Raw genomic sequence first — 16,076 nt, 5'->3', positions numbered from 1 at the left:
CCCCTGAAACTCACGGGTATGAATCACGCAGGCGGGATGACGGCAACCAAATTAATAGGTCCAGAACCTAGGGATTGAATCACTTGGGAAGGATCAAAATCGCTCTAAAGTCGTTAACGTTTGTGAGGGTTGGTCCTGGAACGATTTGACCTCCGATTGCACCGAAGAAACTATGGGCATCATTGCGGTCCAGCACTTCTCGGGCTGAGACGCCTTTGCCGGACGCTTGTGCTAGCGTATCGGGCCCTGCATAAGCACCGGCCACTTCTGCCGCACCGTCTACGCCATCTGTGTCACAAGCCAGTATGTGAATGCCCGCCGCCCCGTTCAGAGCCAATGCCGCGGCCAGCGTGAACTCGGCATTGGGACCTCCAATGCCGTTTCCCCGCCTTGTAACGGTGCATTCACCACCGGATAGCAGCAAGGTCGGGCGCTTGATTGTTGACTGCAACAACAGGGCCTCCGCCGCCTGATGCGCTGCCAGTACTCTTGCTTCTCCTTCCAATGCATCTCCTAGAAGATGCACCTTGCAGCCTTGGGCCTCTGCCTCCGCGGCAGCAGCCTCAAGGGATTGCACCGGGGCAGCGATCACGCGCGTTTCTGCGCGCAAAAAGATGGGATCATCCGGAGGGATGACGCTGGAATTAGACAGCATCGCTTCTGATACAGTAATTCCGTAGTGCTTCAGGATATCGATTGCATCCTTTGCACTGCTTTTTTCACCCACAGTTGGGCCCGAGGCGATCAGCGCCGGATCATCACCCGGCACATCGGAAATCAGCAAGCTAAGCATCTGTGCTGGTGCACAGGCCGCCGCCAGTTGTCCACCTTTGACGCGACTCAGGTGTTTTCGGACGATGTTCATGTCTCCGATCGGTGCGCCAGAGGCCAAGAGCGCTTGGTTGAGCGCAACCTTGTCGGCGAGGGTTACACCCTCTGCCGGGGCACAAAGCAGCGCTGACCCCCCACCCGAGATTAAGGCGATTACCGTATCCTCTGAAGTCGTACCCTGAACCATCTCCAACATCCGGATCGTTGCAGCTTCACCCGCAGAGTCCGGCACTGGGTGCGCCGCCTCGACAATCTCGATGCCGTTGCAGGGTCGAGCAAACCCATACCGGGTGATGACGAGTCCCTCACACGGGCCGTAATGCGCCTCAACGGCTTCGGCCATGCGGGCACTGGCCTTGCCTGCTCCTATCACCAGCAGCCGCCCCTTTGGGCGCTTTGGCAAGTGTCGGGGCACCACGAGCATGGGGTCGGCCACAGCAACGGCGGAGGAAAAGAGGTGTTCCAGAAAGCTTCGAGGGTTGTTGGCGGGGTCAATCATAGGATTTATGTTGCGGATCAGGTGATGGGCCGTTGCAAGAACCAACGGCTGTGTTCTGACGGCCCACGATCCGGTCCGTTTTCTAGCTTGCCAAACTGTACAAACCCCCAACGCAGATAGATCTCGCGCGCCTTGGGATTGGATGTATCGAGCCATACACTGTGACAGCCACTCGCCTTGGCCAAGGTACAGGCGCGGTCGAACAAAGCGCGGGCTAACCCCTGACGCCGGAAAGGCTGGGCCACCCACAAGACTTTGAGCAACAACCAACCATAAGATGTTGTGCCCAGAAGCCCGCCCTTCAGGGAGCCATCCGTTTGGCAGACCAAATTAATTGTGCTGTTATCACCTTGCGATTGTTGGCAACGCAGCTCGTCCAACAAGTTGCGTTCCAACGCCAACGCCAGTTGGTCATTGCAAGTTTCATCAATCAACCAAGCCATTTAGAATAGTCGCTGACCAGTAGATGTGTTGGAGCAACATCCTCCTCGACCTCGGCAAAACGGCCGATGGGTTCACGAAAGATATTGTCGGTCTCGTCGTCATTGACGGTTGAGACCTCACCAATCAACACATCTCCTCCTTCGCCCCAGAATGCGTGCCAATCACCAGGACGAAGCGTGACGCTTTCACCAGGTGCCAGGCGCAGCTTCTCGCCCGGTTGGTATTCGTGTCGGATGCCGTCCAGCCAGACCTCACCGCCGCGATCCTCTGCAAAGCCAGCGGCGTCGTCTGAGCCAAACAACTCAACAATCAGAGTTGCGCCACCGCGGTTGATGATATCCTCAGCTTTCAGAACATGCGTGTGCATTGGCGACAGTTGGTCTTGCCTTGAAATCAACAGCTTTTCAGCGTAGCACATGCCGCCGCCCTTGGCCAAATCACTCTGCAATCCGTTGCGAAGGGTAAAGAGGAACAGGCCCATCTTGTCAAAATCACCGTCACCGTAATCAGTGATGTCCCAACCGCAACGTGCGTCAATCACATGTCGCGCATCACTTTCACGAACCTTGAATTCTTCTGGCCTCCAACGGGCGAAGGGCGGCAAAGCAAAGCCATGAGAGCAAATGAACTCAGCTGCTTGGTCCATGATCTCATTGATGCGCGAACGTTTCATGCTGACACTTTTTGGGTCTTGAGGATTTCGATCACCATGGCTGCGGTCCAGGTGAAATCTCCACCACCACAGGGCTCGCCGCTGTTTGGGTCATAATATTCCGCAAAGCCACTTTTCTGAATAAGCTTCAGGCTGTCTGCGAGGATGCGTTGTGCCATTCCCCCCTGCCCAGATCGGCTAAGACCTTCAGCAATCAAATAGTTCACGATCAGCCATGTCGGCCCGCGCCAATAGCGCAGGCTGTCAAAAGCGCCATCTATTGGGTCGTGACTGGGCACCAGATAGCCGCATTGCTCGGCCAACAAAGCGATCCTCCGTGCGAGCGCATCAGCTCGAACATGAGGGACATCGGCAATTGCAGCGAGCAACCCACCAATCGTGGGTGTGTCTTGCAGGCGACCGGCGGCACGATTGTAACACGTGTATTGCCCCAGCGCCGGGTTCCAGAGGCTTTCCAGCGCCGCGCGGCCATTTGCGGCCATCTCACGCGCCTCCGAAGCCATCGAAGATTCGCCTAAGAACTCGGCCAAATCCGCAACATCGTCGCAAGACCGTATCAGGATGCCGTTAAAGCCCGGATCAACGAGGCAAAAGGGCGAGGCATCGTGGAGCTTCGCATTATCCCATCCAAGCCCTCGGAAGTACTCGACCAGCCAGATATAGCACTTGTATTGCTCGTCCGACGGGCGGTGATCTGGGTTGGCGTGTGTCGTATCGCGCCGAGTAAATGGCGCGACACCCTCAATCGGCACGGCGTCCAGCCCTTCATCCCAATCCACCGAGTTGTCTCTGCCAGACTCCCACGGGTGAATGATTGCGACCAATCCCGTGCTTTTGGGATCGCGGTCGCGGTAGAACCATTTGTGCCATGCATGGACCTTGGGCAGGAGCTTGGCCAGACGCTCACGCGCGACCGCTTTGTCTTCAGTCCGATCATAAAGCTTGCGCAACGCAAAACCCGCAACCGCTGGCTGGGTAATTCCAGTCGTGGGCACATCTCGACCTGTTTGCCAGACGTCAGGACCCGGGAAATACCCATCATCAGGTTCGTGGAAAATGATATGGGGCACCATACCGTCGTCCCACTGATGGGCCATAAGAGTCTCGACCTCGACCCAGGCCCGATCCATGTCGAAATGCGAAAAGCCAAGCGCGGATAAAGCACTGTCCCAGTTCCATTGGAAAGGATAGAGGCCATGGGTAGGAACGGTGTAGGTGCCCCTATCATTTCCTTCCATGACGCCTCGGGCCTGATCGATCAGAGCTTGGCTCATCCTGTTTCCCCCTTAAGCGACGGCCAGAGTGGTTTCGGGGTCAAACCAACGCCCCCTTCCCTCTTGCGGTGCCAGGGTAAGTACATCACCAGGTTTCACGCTGAGCTCACTGTCCAGAACTGCACGGAACTGGTGCCCGTCTACATCACAAGTCACAAGTAAATGTGCGCCCAAAGGTTCTACAACCTTGGCTCGCGCTCCAAACCCCTGATCCGCAATGCGTAGATCTTCCGGGCGGATGGCCCATTTCAGATCCTTACCATTTGCCGGACCGTCAAGGTTCTGCCCGGCCACTGTCCAGCGACCAGAGCCCGCAGCTTCAGCGGGGAGGAAATTCATAGGCGGATTGCCGATGAAACTGGCCACAAACTCGGCCGCTGGATCCCGATACACCTCGATGGGCGAGGCTGCCTGAACAATTTTGCCCTGATGCATAACGCTGATCCGATCAGCCATGGACATTGCTTCAACCTGATCGTGGGTTACATAGATGGCTGTGGTCTTGCTTTCAGCCAGAACACCCTTCAGCTCGGCACGCATTTCCATCCGCAGCAGTGCGTCAAGGTTTGATAGGGGCTCGTCCATCAGAATTACGTCCGGCTCCATCGCCAAGGCACGTGCGACCGCGACCCGTTGGCGTTGACCACCTGACAATTCGCCTGAATAGCGCTTAAGGAGCTGCTCGATGTGCATTAACCCAGCAGTTCTCTCCACTCGACGTTTAACTTCATCATCGGGCAATTTTTGCATCCGCAGACCAAAGCCAATGTTCTCGAACACCGTTAGGTGCGGAAACACCGCATAATTCTGGAACACCATCGAGATGCCGCGATCCTTGGGCGATAGGTGATCCACACGACGCCCTCCGATCCAGACTTCGCCGGTTGTAGCCGTCTCAAGTCCGGCGATGATACGCAGAAGCGTAGACTTACCGCAGCCCGATGCCCCCAGAAGGACCATGAATTCCTGGTCTGCGATGGTCAGGTTGATGTCATGCAGAGCTTGGTAGGACCCAAAGTTCTTGGCGACGTTTTTGATCTGTATTTCAGCCATTTCAGTTTCCTTTCAGCCACCGCTCAGCGGTTGGCGATGCCCCACATGGCAAAGAGATATTTGCGCACTGCGAAGATGAAGATCAGCGCAGGCACCACGAGGATGAATCCGCCTGCAAACTTCAGGTGTAACGGAGCCTCACCCAGGGTTTGCAACAGGAATGCGGGCAATGTCCGGTTCTCGATCGTCAGCACAGCGGCTGCGAACACTTCGTTCCACGAGATCACGAATGCAAAGATCGCTGAGGCTGTAATCCCTGGCAGAACCAAAGGCAGGATCACTTTGGTGAAGGCGGTCAGCCGCGTGCAGCCCAGCGTCCAGGCTGCCTCTTCGAGCTCCAGCGGGATACCCGAGAAGAGCGAAAAGGTGATGAGCACTGCGAATGGGATCGCCAGGGTCGTGTGGACCAGCGCCAGACCGAAGGCCGTGTCATCCAGACCTGTGCGGATAAAGAGAACCGCAAGGGGCAGCGCCAGCAAGGGCAGCGGAAAGGCCCGGGTCAGCAGGATCAGCAGCCGGAACAGCTCTTTCCCACGGAAGTCGAACCGCGATAGGGCGTAGCCCGCGGGGGCTCCGATGGCGATGGACATCACCATCGTCATCAAAGCCACCACAACCGAGTTCCACAGCGCCCTCAGCATTCCCTGGAACCCCATGAAGAATTCCAGGGATCCCATATTGAACTCCGGGATGAAGCTCTTGGGGAAACTGTTTACCGTATCCGGTGAGGACATTGTGTTCACGAACAGTAAGTAGAGCGGTATGATCACCCAGGCACACAGCAAGATCACGCCTGCTCGATAGAGCCCCCTACCCGCCTTGCGGGCGTCAGGGGCCACAACGTCTGCTACAGCCGTCATATCGTGGCTCCTTTCGGGACGCGCAGCGCGCGCATGATGATCAGAGTGAAGACGATCGAGATAATCAGAACGATGATCGCCAGCGCTGCTGCTGCTCCACCATTTTGCAGGTCAAACTGATAAGCGTAGATCTCGCCCATAAGCACCGGGAAGATCGTGCCCCCAAGAGCTGCAACCACGGCGAAGACCTCGAAGGCCAGGATGACGCGCAGAACCAGGGCCGTTTGCAGCGACGGGCGCAATAGCGGCAGGGTGATACGCGTGAACTGTTTCCAACGCGAGGCGCCAAAAACATCCGCAGCCTCGTAGTATTCCTTGGGGATCAGGCCGATGCCCGCCACAAGGATCACAAGCATGATCGCAGTTGCGCGCCAAATCTCGGCAAGCATAATCGCCAGGAACACTACCCACGGTGTTTGATAACTCAGCAAACTTATAGGCTGGTCAGTGACACCAAGCCCGACCATCATCGAGTTCAGAAAACCCGACTGCTCGAAGATCGCCAGCCAGATGATACCGGCTGCAAGGTCAGAAATTCCCAAAGGAATGGTCCATATATACAGAACCAGATCGCGGCCCTTTTGCATCTTCGTGACCATCGTGGCCATCAGAAGTGACAGCGCCAGCTGAATTGGCACCACGGCCGCGGCCAGAAGGAAAGTGTTCTTCATCGAGATCGGGAACTTCCAGTAGCTCACGACCTCGCGAAAGTTATCCAGTGAAAAGCCGTTCCCGGTTCCAAAAGCCTGCTGCGCAACCAGCGCAAACGGATAGAGGAAAAACAGGCAAAGAAATAGCGTCACCGGGAGGATCAGAAAATAGGGCAAAAGCCGCGCTTCCATCGGACCACTCCTTTAAATTGGGATTTTGCTGGGGGAGCCGGGCCACAGCTTCGGCGGCCCGGCAGTCAGGGAAGGTCTTATTCGACCGGGCAAGCACCTTCCGATGGTGCATCTGGTGCCCAGCAAGGCGCGCCAGTTTCAGTCATGATCTTTTCCAGCTGTTTCTTTTGATCTTCCAGAACCCGCTCGATGGGCTGACCAGCCAGAACAATGCGCTCGAACGCATCTACGTAAACACGATTGAAATCCCCACCCATGCTACCCAGACCTGCAGGCAGCAGGCCAGGATTAGCATCTGGTGAGCCGCTCATCGTGGCAACCGCTTCGCCGGCAGCTTTGACCGAAGGCGGCAGATCGTCTGGCAGTTCGACTTCAACCACAGGGAAGAAGTTTGTGGCCTTCAGGGTCGCAATCTGTGTTTCGGGCTGCATCAAATAGGTCACCAACGCTTTGGCACCTTCTGCATCTGGCGCGGTGCGTGGGATGGCAACACCTGCCAGAACAGGCATGAAGCCACGGCCGGTCGGACCAGCAGGCGCCGGGAAGGCAACAAAATCGTCAGGACGCTCATTAAACGCCTGTGCAAGGCGCGAGGTGTGGTCGAAGACGATCCAGGCATCGCCGTTCAACAGCTGTTCCTGCATGAACGAGAAGTTGGTCGATGCAGGGTTTGTATGGCTCCACAGCTCTTTGAACTTCTCCCATGCTGTCACAGCCTCGGGCGATGCAAATGTCCGCACGACACCATCAGTGTAGGACGGGTAGAGGTAGCCTTGGAAGAAGCGGTGTTTTAGACCCTTGGGTCCTGCAGGAAAGCCGAATTTCTTCTGGCCAGTTGCTTCTTCTACATTCGCCGCCCATGCGATCAACTGGTCATAGGTCAGCGCATTGATGTCCGCACCTTCAGGCAGGTATTGCAGCGCTTCCTTATTGGCGGCCATGATGTAGCTCGCTTGCATCCAAGGCATGTAGTGCAGGCCGTCAGTTCCCAGCTTGGCCAGATCATTGAAAGTGTCTGAGGCCGACATGACGCCAAGATCACTGAGATCCATTAGGTCATCAGGGTTCATCGCCGAGAAGTTGCCGTGCAAAGAACCCAACAAGTCAATGCTACCCGAGCCCGCTTGTAGTTCAGCTTGCAAACGCGTCAGCCAAGGGCCGTCTTCGTTCGGCTGGTAATCCACTCCACCATCGAAGCCACCAAGAACCTCGGTCCGCATAGCCTGCGCTTCTTCGGCTGGCCGGGCCTGGGTCGACCAGAACAGAGTTTCAGCTTGCACGGTGACAGCGCCAACAAGCATGGCCACACCGGACACGGCTCCCGCTAGCTTCGAATGAATAGACATGTTTTCCTCCCTATGTCTGAGGCTGACAAAGAAACAGGCAACCTCTCTCCCTCGCCGACACCATTGGGTCAGTCCGCGGGCGAATGCAGTTAATATGATATATCGTTGTATCTTGAGTCAAGTATGTTGCCGTCAAGTATTCGCCAAAATTTGCTTGTCATTTGCAAAATCACTTGCGATCTTATGCAAACGTTATACCTCAACAGTGACCCATGACGAAAAAGCCCACCTTATCCAGCGTTGCCAAAGAAGCGGGCGTGTCGGTTCCAACCGTCAGCCAAGTTATGCGTGACACCGGCCGAATTTCAGAGAAGACACGTCAGAAAGTCCTAAGCGCTGCCAAGCGTCTGCGCTACGTCCCAAATCAAGCGGCGGCCACAATGCGGTCGGGTGACAATCGCGAAATCGGTTTTATCATTAACAAATTGGCTAATCCGTTTAACGCAGAAGTTGTCAGTGGAGCCGTCGACTTGCTCGAGACCGAAGGTTTCATGGTGTCGGTCCTCGATGCACAAGGAGACCTTCAGCGTCAGGACCGCCTCCTGGAAGCCTGCATCAGATTTGGTCGCCGTGGTTTAATTTGGGTGCCGGCGCTCGACACGAACGAGGACGCTATGGAGCTTCTGGAAACCCACGGTGTTCCCGCTGTTACTTTCATGCGCAAGGTATCGCAGTCCCTTGATCACGTCGGTGTTCTAAACACCGCGGCTCTTGCTCAAGCTACACAGCATCTGATTGATTTGGGACACAGGCACATCGCCTATTTTGGCGGCACTGAGCAAACGTCGGTGCGCGAGGAGCGAATTGCCGGTTACCTTAGTGCCTGTGAAAAGCTAGATGGCATACGCCCAGTAATCTGGCCATGTGAGGAGACCAAGCGCGCCGGATTTGACGCTGTCGCAGCGCTGCGACACAAACACCCTGAGGTGACAGGAATTGTTTGTAACGGAGATGTTGTAGCGCTTGGTGCCTGCTTCGGCTTGATCCAGTCCGAGTTGAACCCCGGGCAAGACTTTTCAGTAGTAGGCTTCGATGACATCGAAGATGCTGCCGTCTCGACCCCCGGCCTAACAACCATGGCGATCGACCCGAAAATGTTAGGCAAGCGGTTGGCCGAGATCCTTCTGGACCGAATGCGAACACCCGAACTACCAGTCCGTCATTTCGAGTATTCTGCGGTCCTGAAAGTGCGGGGAACATCCGGAGAAGCCCCAGAAATATAGAGACACGGCCTGAATTCCTACCGAAATCACTAGGCTCCAGACTCATTGATTTACAGCCAGTAGCTGCGATGGCGCTCTTGATGGGCACGATTACCCTGGCTCGTCTGACGGAATCCGAAGAAGAGGCAGACCGAGTGCTGGAAGCAGGGCGCACAGCCATAGGTTTGCTTCAGGATTATTGGCCGAAAGAAAGATCCTAACTGTGGCAGAGTATCCCGAGAATTTGACGGCTATGTTGTGGTTTGCCGTCACCCGCTGTTCGACAATGCTGCAAGGTGCACGAACGGCAGCAATGCGCAGGCTGCGCTGCAGCGTCGAGTGGTGAGGCAAACGGCTGGTTTGGGCCGTACAGGACAGGGTTTATCTTGGCTAGGCGAGTCATTCTGCGCCGCATCCGACGGTAGCAGTGAGTCCAATGTTTCGAATTCCGCGACTGGCATCGACGTCTGTTATGCGCAGTAATGCGGACTTGGCAACATCGAACGAATTACCCAGAGCGTAACTATAGCTAATCCACTGCGGTTGCAGTTCTGTTGCCGAATTGCTGCCCTTCACTTGAAGGAATGTACCAGTCGCTAATGAATGAGTACAATCTCTCATTTATTTACAAGGTCTTATTCTTCTAAGAGCTCGCGGATATTAACGTCCAACTGTGCCGCAAAGCCTTTGTCGTTACCAGGATTGGCGGCGCAATGACCCCATGGCGAGTCGTAAGGACGGAAGATGGCGTTAGGCATGTGGTGGGCCTCAATTTCATTGTCTTCAGGAGGGAAATAGAGGTCCTGAGTGCAGGGCATCAGGATGGCACGCGCCTTGATGGCACCCAGCGCCAGTTTGTAATCCCCATTGTAAAGTGGCCCGGCAGAGATGTCGCCAGCCTGCCAGGTGGCAAGCTTGGCCAGTAGATTGTTGGCATCCCAGCTCTGTACATGGTCCTGTTCCCAATCTTGCATCAGCTCTTCAATGGATTGGAATCCAAGCTGCTCATAAAGCCTCTCACGGTAAAAGGTCTGAGAGAAAGCCCAGCCTGCGTAAACCCGACCGAAGGCTTTGAGCCCGGCCTCGGGCGGGCTGTCATAATTGCCGCCGTTCCAATTCTGGTCCGCGCAAAGGGCGGCCTTGACCCCTTCGAGGAAGACAAAATTATGCGTTGAGGTTTTGGCCGAGGCGCAGAAAGGCAAGATCGCTTGTACCATATCCGGGTATTGCGCCGCCCATTGATAGGATTGACAGCCCGCCATTGACCAGCCGGCGACCAGCGCGATCTTTTCGATGCCGAGGTGATCTTGGATCAACCGATGCTGCGCCGCGATATTATCCCACATCTGCACCAACGGAAATCGCGGGCCGTCTTGAGGGGAGGGCGTATTCGAGGGCGAAGACGAACGGCCATTGCCGAACAAATTTGGACTGACGATGAAGTGGCGGCTTGGGTCAATAGCGCGACCGGGGCCGAAGAACCCTTCGTTCCGAGTATTTGTCCCCGTGTAGAAGGTCGGTAGGACGATGACATTGTCGCGGGTGGCCGACAACGTGCCGTAAGTTTGATAGGCAAGTTTGGCGTCGTGCAAAACCTGACCCGATAGAAGCGGGAAGTCTCCAAGGTCGAATGTCCTAAACTCATCCACGACCATCTTTCAGTACAGCCTCAGATACTCTTGCACTTCCCAATCAGTGACCGATTGGTGATAGCGCTCCCATTCGTCGTTTTTGTACTCGATATAGGAGTTGCGCATCACGCGCCCCATCACATGTTCGGCCATCTCGTCATGACGCAGAGCCTCAATAGCGTTGAACAAAGTTCGCGGAAGCCTGCGTATACCGAGCTCGGCAAGCTCGGATTCAGTCTTTGAGTACAAATCAAAATCTGTTGGTTTGCCCGGATCGATCTTGTTTTTGATGCCTTTTATTCCGCAGCTCAAGTGCATCGCCATCGCGAGATAGACATTCATTGTCATGTCACAGGCGCGATTTTCGATGCAGTGGCGGCTTTGCGGAAGGCGGAACTGGGCGGATCGGTTGTTGAAGCCATAGGTGATATTTGTCGGGGCCCATGTGACCGTGCCGCCTTCAAAGCCGCCAACACGTGGCACCAGACCGTTATAGGAATTCACCGTCGGACAGGTGATCGCGGTGATTGCTTCTGCATGCTGCATCAGTCCGCCAACTGCCCAGCGGCTTTCGTCACTCCAATCGCCATCCGGCGTTTCGAAAATGTTCTCGCCCGGACGGCTTTCATGCTGCATCGACATGTTGATATGCGCGCCAGACCGCCAATCGCCCACTGTCGGTTTCGGCATGAAAGTGATGAACATCCCGTGCTTTTTTGCGACTTCTTTCAGGGTGATGCGCAGGAATGCCAGCCGATCAGACATTTCCAGCATGTTGGTGTAGTGGAAATCCAGCTCGAACTGCGAATACGCACCCTCGGCCACCACGTCATGCAGGTTCCAACCCAGACCCTCGATGATGTCGATCATGTCTTTCAGAAACGCCATCGAGTCGATCGAGTATTCAACGTCATAGCCAAACGCCTGACGGCGGGGCCGAAGGCCGCTTGCAGGGTCGTCGTCAAACGCCTTCACCGGCTGACCGGCGTCGTCGTATTTCATCACAATGAATTCGGGCTCGACCCCAGCATAACCTGTGTACCCTTCCTGCGCAGCCTCGTGCATGGCACGTTTCAGGGCCTGACGCGGGCAGACATTATAGGGCGCATCTTCCCAGTAGAGGTCCGAGAAGATGATCGCCATCGAAGTATCCCACGGGCAGACATAGACGGCATCGAGATCCGGCACCACGACCTGATCGCTGTCGGCAGGGCTGAGTTCGGGCACGTAAGAAATCGAATGCACCGCAAATTGCGGTCCTTTCCCGAGGCATAGCGGTTCAAAATCACTCATCGGTACGGGTTTGGTTTTTGGAATACCGTGCAGGTCAATCCAGGCGGCCATCACGTATTTGACGCCAGCCTCCTCCAGACGTTGCCGTACCTCTGCGATACGCGGGCGGTTACGCTCGACAGCGTCATGGATAGTCTCGTAGTAGATGCGGGTGCTGGCATTGTCCTTGGGCATTCGGCGTTCTCCCATCGAATGGCAATCAGATTTGGTTCACCGAGGGTGATCCCTCAGTGTTGGTGCTGGTTTCGGTTGTTCTGTCGCTCAGCGGTTAAGATGTTCAGCCGGGGACAAAATCGTCAGGGTCGATGCCCGGAACCTGCGTGATCCCGGCAAGCTGTTTCCAGTTGTGAGGGTAGGCGGCATAGAAGATCACGCATTTGCCGTCCGACTCGTAGGAGATGTGGTTGTCCTTCGGGACAAACAGCACATCACCACGATTGCAAACATAGCTTTTGCCGCCGCAAACCAGTCGGAACGTGCCCTCAAGGCAATAAATGATCTCGTCGCAGGTCAGATCCCACGGCACCTTGATGTTGTTCAGGACGTTGATACCGCCGCACATGGACTTGCTGAATTCGCTGGTCACCATCGGTTTGATGTAAGTGTCGCTGTCGCCCATCGAGTCGTAGCGATTTTGAACCAGATCGAATTTGAAAAGTTGAGGTGTGTCACCCATTTGGTCAGCCTTCCTGTGCCAGGTGTTTCAGTATGGATTCGTTCAATTCGACCTTGTAACCGTCAGGGTCCTCGCAAAAGGCGATGACCCTTGTGCCGTTTTTCATTGGCCCCGGTGGGCGGGTGATGTTTACGCCGGCCGCAGCCAGCTGTTCGCACGCGGCATAAACATCTGGCGTTTCGATGCAGATGTGACCCCAGCCGTCGCCTTTGTCATAAGGCGTGCCCTGATCCCAATTGGCGGTCAGCTCCAGCGTGGGAAACTCGGCCTCGGGCCCATAGCCGATAAAGGTATTGGTGAATTTGCCTTCGGGGTAGTCCGTGCGCCGCTGCACTTCCATACCCAGAATTCCGCAATAGAAATCCAGTGACTTCTCCATGTCGGTGACCCGCATCATCGTATGGGCCAGACGAAACCCTTTGGATATGGACTTGTTCATCGATATTGTTCCTTCTTGCTTAAGTACCGGCCACGTCGCGCTCGATCAGATCCTGAAAGGCGCGGACGCTGTCCTCCCAAGCGGGCGACAACAGGCCCCCATCCTCGGCGACCGGGGATTTGCGGCCCTCAAACATGCGTTCAACCATCTCGTGATCTTCCTTGTGGACATCCCACCAAAGGTTTCTGAGGGCTTGTACTTCCTCGGCGCTCAGTTCCTGGCCTTCTGTCGTGTAAAGTGCTCGGTACTGGCGCATCTTTCCGGGACCAATGGGCACGTTCAGATATACGCCCAGCTGATCCGGAAAATAGCGGCCCAGAATGAAATTGGGGTACAGGGTCAGATAGCGAGAGCTGACCCCCAGACTGCCGGATGTGCCCAACTCTTCGTTCAGATCCACCGCGCTGCCGATGCAGGTGCCATCGGTGATTGTATAGTGGTTTTCCAATGGTTGATCAGTGGTTGAGGCATGGACAAACTGAACGTGGTAGGGCTCGATAAAGTTCTCCATGATCAGCTTCCAGTTGGTGCTAATCTCACCAAAGTCGAGCAGGCCAATTGGTTCCACTCTGGTGAAATCCATCCCCTCCAGCCGGCTAATCAAAGGCGCGGCATAGTCTTCGAAATCAGGCGCGTTCCCATCCAGATTGACGAAGATCCAGTCATGCCAGACATGGGTGCGTACAGGCTTGAGGCGATGATTTTTGATGTCAAAGCCGTCGAACTCCTGCTTGCCGGTTCCGGCAAAATGCGGCGCAGCCCGCAAGCGGCCATCCAGATCATAGGCCCAGGCATGATAGGGGCAGCGGATCAACTTGCCGACATTCTTAGGCTTGTCGACCAATGTCATACACCGGTGCAAGCAAACATTGTGAAACACCTGGATGTCGCCGTCACGACCGCGCACCGCCAGCAGTGGTAAGTCTGCGCAGGTAACCGGATGAGCATCACCGGGGTTAGCCATCTGATGGGCAAACCCGATGAACACCCAGTTCTTGGCCAGGACAGTCTGGCATTCCCGCTGCCAGAACTCTTCGCTGCGATACGCCCCGGCGGTCAGCCCGTGCTGAGGCCCTCCAATGGCCTGAGTTCTATCCTCGGCAATTGTCATTTGTCCTCCCTTCGACACTGCCACCTGCACCCGTCGGTCCAACGACAGGCGCATGGTTTTACCGTTTCTCGCGGTCTTCCTACTTGCGGACTCTGTCCCGCCGCGCCGGGAACTGAAGTTTCGACTGCGAATATCGCATTAGTCGCCTAACATTCTTTCGATTTTCGCGAATATTCTGGGATTTTGGGGCACGAATCAGAAATAATCTGGTCAAAAAACGGCATGGAAGTGCGAATTTCGAATAACCAGGTCGTGCGGATTGCGAGAGCCGCAATTTCAGCGGGATTTTACAGAAAATTTGGCAATAGGCCCGCGTCACGGTCCTTGGAAGCTGCGGTGTCGAGGGCAAAAGATGTCGTTTTCTGCACTTCCTGCCACAGAATTCTTAAGAGAGAATTGCGAATTTCGATGTCCTCACCTAGTCTCAGCTACGAATGCAGCAATCGAGCATCGGGTATATGGCAGTCAAAAAGCAATCAAACGTGCGCGCCTCCGCACAGAGCATTAGGTCCCCAAAGGATGACTTGAACCAGCAGATCATCCGGCTGTTGCAGCAAGATGGTCGGATGGCTTTTTCGGAAATTGCACAGCAGTTGAATGTGTCCGAAGGAACCATCCGCAACAGGGTGAGTGGTCTGCGAGACAACAACATGTTGCGGATCGTTGCGATGTCGGATCCGGTGGCCACAGAATACACAACCGACGCGATGATCGGGTTGAATGTGGCCGCTGGCGTGACCCCACGCCAGGTGGCGAAGCGCCTTGAAAAGAACCCAAGGGTTGTTTTCATCCTGTGGGTCGCGGGACGTTACGACCTGATCATTGAACTGGTCAGTGACGACGGTGACGCATTGAAGGAATTTCTAGAGCATGAAATCCATGCGAGTGACGATATCGCCAATGCCGACGTTATGCCGGGGCTGAAGAATTTCAAGAATCAGTTTCTGCTAAAGCAGGATGTGAAGGAGTGAAGAGGAAGAAGCCGATCGCTGACGTTTCTAATGCGAAAGGGTTTCAACAGGGTTTTTGGGGAGATGTTCAGCGCCGATCTTAATGCCGACCCCGACAGCCATCCGTCTTCCGAACTGCGCGAACGATGTTGTCTAATATTTCGCTTTGAATGTCAGATCCTGCAGCGAGTTACCGCTTGGGCTTCGGGCGGACGGTTCAGAAATCATCATGGATGCTTTCTTCCTCGCCGGTTACATAACGAGCCCATTCGTTCATGATTAGTCGACGTTGCTCCAGATAATCCGTCCTGCGATACGCCCTTTCGACCTGACTTCCTGCAACATGGCCAAGGCTGGTTTCTGCGACTTCCCTTGGCGCATTGGTTCGGTCCGCCACCCAATCCCGAAAGCTGGATCTGAACCCATGAGGCCTATATGGCAAACCTGCCTTGCGCATATGTTGCCCCATCGTCATATCCGAAATCACTCCTTTGCGAAGGCCGGGGAAGAGAAAACCATCACGGTAGAAGGGTTTGGTGAGGTCAACCACGCGCAGGGCTTCGCCGGACAAAGGCACGCGAAAATCCGCCGTTTGGCCTAACCGGCCCTTCATCTGATGCGCAGGGATTGTCCAAATGTCATCTTCAATTTGATCGTATCTCTTAAAGCGGAGTGGACCTGAGCGGGCTGCCGTCAGGATCAGCATCCGCAGGGCCAGATTGGTTGTCGTGAGCACTTCTAGGGTTCTGTAGAATTCTGGAACGTCAATCCACGGCATGGCAGCAATGTGTTGTGGCGTATGCCTAGATTTACCAAGAAGCGCTTTGGCTTTTTCGGTGGCTTGCAAATCTACGTCCAACCCTAGCGCCGCAGCGTGCCTTAGAGCGATGCTGAGGCGATTAATGGCTTTCCGGGCAGTTTTCCCCCTTTGGAGTGCCAAATGGGCCTCAGA

16 protein-coding genes are annotated in these 16,076 nt (G+C 55.2%); 2 read left to right on the top strand and 14 right to left on the bottom strand.

The window, feature by feature from the left end:
* Window positions 1–79: 79 nt before the first annotated feature.
* The 8 genes from AC2FFB_RS15360 to AC2FFB_RS15325 form a co-directional block, all read right to left on the bottom strand.
* Window positions 80–1,330 carry a glycerate kinase type-2 family protein gene (locus AC2FFB_RS15360; RefSeq protein WP_496791546.1) on the bottom strand — a complete coding sequence of 417 codons (1,251 nt, stop codon included), beginning with the start codon at window positions 1,328–1,330 and terminating at the stop codon, window positions 80–82.
* A 17-nt stretch (window positions 1,331–1,347) separates the two neighbouring features.
* On the bottom strand, window positions 1,348–1,773 hold the full coding sequence (locus tag AC2FFB_RS15355) for a GNAT family N-acetyltransferase (RefSeq protein WP_496791547.1): 426 nt from the start codon (window positions 1,771–1,773) through the stop codon (window positions 1,348–1,350).
* Entirely contained in the window at window positions 1,761–2,447 is a 687-nt protein-coding gene (locus tag AC2FFB_RS15350) for a D-lyxose/D-mannose family sugar isomerase (protein ID WP_496875134.1), read from the bottom strand. The genes AC2FFB_RS15355 and AC2FFB_RS15350 overlap by 13 nt, the downstream gene beginning before the upstream one ends.
* Window positions 2,444–3,721, bottom strand: coding sequence for an MGH1-like glycoside hydrolase domain-containing protein (locus AC2FFB_RS15345; protein WP_496875133.1), 1,278 nt, complete (start codon window positions 3,719–3,721; stop codon window positions 2,444–2,446). The genes AC2FFB_RS15350 and AC2FFB_RS15345 overlap by 4 nt, the downstream gene beginning before the upstream one ends.
* Window positions 3,722–3,733: 12 nt before the next feature.
* Window positions 3,734–4,774: an ABC transporter ATP-binding protein gene (locus tag AC2FFB_RS15340; RefSeq protein ID WP_496875132.1), complete on the bottom strand. Its 1,041-nt coding sequence runs from the start codon at window positions 4,772–4,774 to the stop codon at window positions 3,734–3,736.
* Between the two features lie 23 nt (window positions 4,775–4,797).
* A complete protein-coding gene (locus tag AC2FFB_RS15335) occupies window positions 4,798–5,634 on the bottom strand; it encodes a carbohydrate ABC transporter permease (RefSeq protein ID WP_117871523.1) in 837 nt (278 codons plus the stop codon).
* The gene (locus AC2FFB_RS15330; RefSeq protein WP_496875131.1) at window positions 5,631–6,476 is read right to left on the bottom strand and encodes a carbohydrate ABC transporter permease; all 846 of its coding nucleotides are present in this window, start codon (window positions 6,474–6,476) and stop codon (window positions 5,631–5,633) included. Before AC2FFB_RS15330 ends, AC2FFB_RS15335 begins: the two co-directional genes overlap by 4 nt.
* A 77-nt stretch (window positions 6,477–6,553) precedes the next feature.
* A complete protein-coding gene (locus tag AC2FFB_RS15325; RefSeq protein ID WP_496690237.1) occupies window positions 6,554–7,822 on the bottom strand; it encodes an ABC transporter substrate-binding protein in 1,269 nt (422 codons plus the stop codon).
* A 212-nt stretch (window positions 7,823–8,034) separates the two neighbouring features.
* Between AC2FFB_RS15325 and AC2FFB_RS15320 the strand changes: the two genes are divergently transcribed.
* The gene (locus AC2FFB_RS15320) at window positions 8,035–9,045 is read left to right on the top strand and encodes a LacI family DNA-binding transcriptional regulator (RefSeq protein ID WP_496875130.1); all 1,011 of its coding nucleotides are present in this window, start codon (window positions 8,035–8,037) and stop codon (window positions 9,043–9,045) included.
* A 614-nt stretch (window positions 9,046–9,659) separates the two neighbouring features.
* On the opposite strand, the gene AC2FFB_RS15315 is transcribed toward AC2FFB_RS15320, so the two are convergent.
* From AC2FFB_RS15315 to AC2FFB_RS15295, 5 genes are all read right to left on the bottom strand, one after another.
* Window positions 9,660–10,673: an alpha/beta fold hydrolase gene (locus AC2FFB_RS15315; protein ID WP_496690236.1), complete on the bottom strand. Its 1,014-nt coding sequence runs from the start codon at window positions 10,671–10,673 to the stop codon at window positions 9,660–9,662.
* Between the two features lie 9 nt (window positions 10,674–10,682).
* Window positions 10,683–12,122 carry a glutamine synthetase family protein gene (locus AC2FFB_RS15310; RefSeq protein WP_496690235.1) on the bottom strand — a complete coding sequence of 480 codons (1,440 nt, stop codon included), beginning with the start codon at window positions 12,120–12,122 and terminating at the stop codon, window positions 10,683–10,685.
* A gap of 103 nt (window positions 12,123–12,225) precedes the next feature.
* Window positions 12,226–12,624, bottom strand: a complete 399-nt coding sequence (locus AC2FFB_RS15305; protein ID WP_496824192.1) for an AraC family ligand binding domain-containing protein — start codon at window positions 12,622–12,624, stop codon at window positions 12,226–12,228.
* A 4-nt stretch (window positions 12,625–12,628) separates the two neighbouring features.
* Complete coding sequence (gloA, locus tag AC2FFB_RS15300; protein ID WP_085823161.1) at window positions 12,629–13,063, bottom strand: lactoylglutathione lyase; 435 nt, start codon at window positions 13,061–13,063, stop codon at window positions 12,629–12,631.
* A 19-nt stretch (window positions 13,064–13,082) separates the two neighbouring features.
* On the bottom strand, window positions 13,083–14,174 hold the full coding sequence (locus tag AC2FFB_RS15295; protein ID WP_142637313.1) for an aromatic ring-hydroxylating oxygenase subunit alpha: 1,092 nt from the start codon (window positions 14,172–14,174) through the stop codon (window positions 13,083–13,085).
* A gap of 434 nt (window positions 14,175–14,608) precedes the next feature.
* Between AC2FFB_RS15295 and AC2FFB_RS15290 the strand changes: the two genes are divergently transcribed.
* Window positions 14,609–15,145: an Lrp/AsnC family transcriptional regulator gene (locus AC2FFB_RS15290; RefSeq protein ID WP_282027507.1), complete on the top strand. Its 537-nt coding sequence runs from the start codon at window positions 14,609–14,611 to the stop codon at window positions 15,143–15,145.
* Between the two features lie 196 nt (window positions 15,146–15,341).
* Here AC2FFB_RS15290 and AC2FFB_RS15285 read toward each other — a convergent pair whose 3' ends face one another.
* The gene (locus tag AC2FFB_RS15285) at window positions 15,342–15,971 is read right to left on the bottom strand and encodes a tyrosine-type recombinase/integrase (RefSeq protein WP_496875129.1); all 630 of its coding nucleotides are present in this window, start codon (window positions 15,969–15,971) and stop codon (window positions 15,342–15,344) included.
* Between the last annotated feature and the right edge of the window lie 105 nt (window positions 15,972–16,076).

Source organism: Ruegeria sp. YTSA219 (genome assembly GCF_059609985.1).
Note: the sequence above shows the minus strand (reverse complement) of the source record. Positions and strands in the feature narration are given on the sequence as shown.

Excerpts from the sequence above, each read along its gene's own strand:
- AC2FFB_RS15360 (WP_496791546.1), bottom strand. The coding sequence starts at position 1,330 with ATGATTGACCCCGCCAACAACCCTCGAAGCTTTCTGGAACACCTCTTT.
- AC2FFB_RS15355 (WP_496791547.1), bottom strand. The coding sequence starts at position 1,773 with ATGGCTTGGTTGATTGATGAAACTTGCAATGACCAACTGGCGTTGGCG.
- AC2FFB_RS15350 (WP_496875134.1), bottom strand. The coding sequence starts at position 2,447 with ATGAAACGTTCGCGCATCAATGAGATCATGGACCAAGCAGCTGAGTTC.
- AC2FFB_RS15345 (WP_496875133.1), bottom strand. The coding sequence starts at position 3,721 with ATGAGCCAAGCTCTGATCGATCAGGCCCGAGGCGTCATGGAAGGAAAT.
- AC2FFB_RS15340 (WP_496875132.1), bottom strand. The coding sequence starts at position 4,774 with ATGGCTGAAATACAGATCAAAAACGTCGCCAAGAACTTTGGGTCCTAC.
- AC2FFB_RS15335 (WP_117871523.1), bottom strand. The coding sequence starts at position 5,634 with ATGACGGCTGTAGCAGACGTTGTGGCCCCTGACGCCCGCAAGGCGGGT.
- AC2FFB_RS15330 (WP_496875131.1), bottom strand. The coding sequence starts at position 6,476 with ATGGAAGCGCGGCTTTTGCCCTATTTTCTGATCCTCCCGGTGACGCTA.
- AC2FFB_RS15325 (WP_496690237.1), bottom strand. The coding sequence starts at position 7,822 with ATGTCTATTCATTCGAAGCTAGCGGGAGCCGTGTCCGGTGTGGCCATG.
- AC2FFB_RS15320 (WP_496875130.1), top strand. The coding sequence starts at position 8,035 with ATGACGAAAAAGCCCACCTTATCCAGCGTTGCCAAAGAAGCGGGCGTG.
- AC2FFB_RS15310 (WP_496690235.1), bottom strand. The coding sequence starts at position 12,122 with ATGCCCAAGGACAATGCCAGCACCCGCATCTACTACGAGACTATCCAT.
- AC2FFB_RS15305 (WP_496824192.1), bottom strand. The coding sequence starts at position 12,624 with ATGGGTGACACACCTCAACTTTTCAAATTCGATCTGGTTCAAAATCGC.
- gloA (WP_085823161.1), bottom strand. The coding sequence starts at position 13,063 with ATGAACAAGTCCATATCCAAAGGGTTTCGTCTGGCCCATACGATGATG.
- AC2FFB_RS15295 (WP_142637313.1), bottom strand. The coding sequence starts at position 14,174 with ATGACAATTGCCGAGGATAGAACTCAGGCCATTGGAGGGCCTCAGCAC.
- AC2FFB_RS15290 (WP_282027507.1), top strand. The coding sequence starts at position 14,609 with ATGCAGCAATCGAGCATCGGGTATATGGCAGTCAAAAAGCAATCAAAC.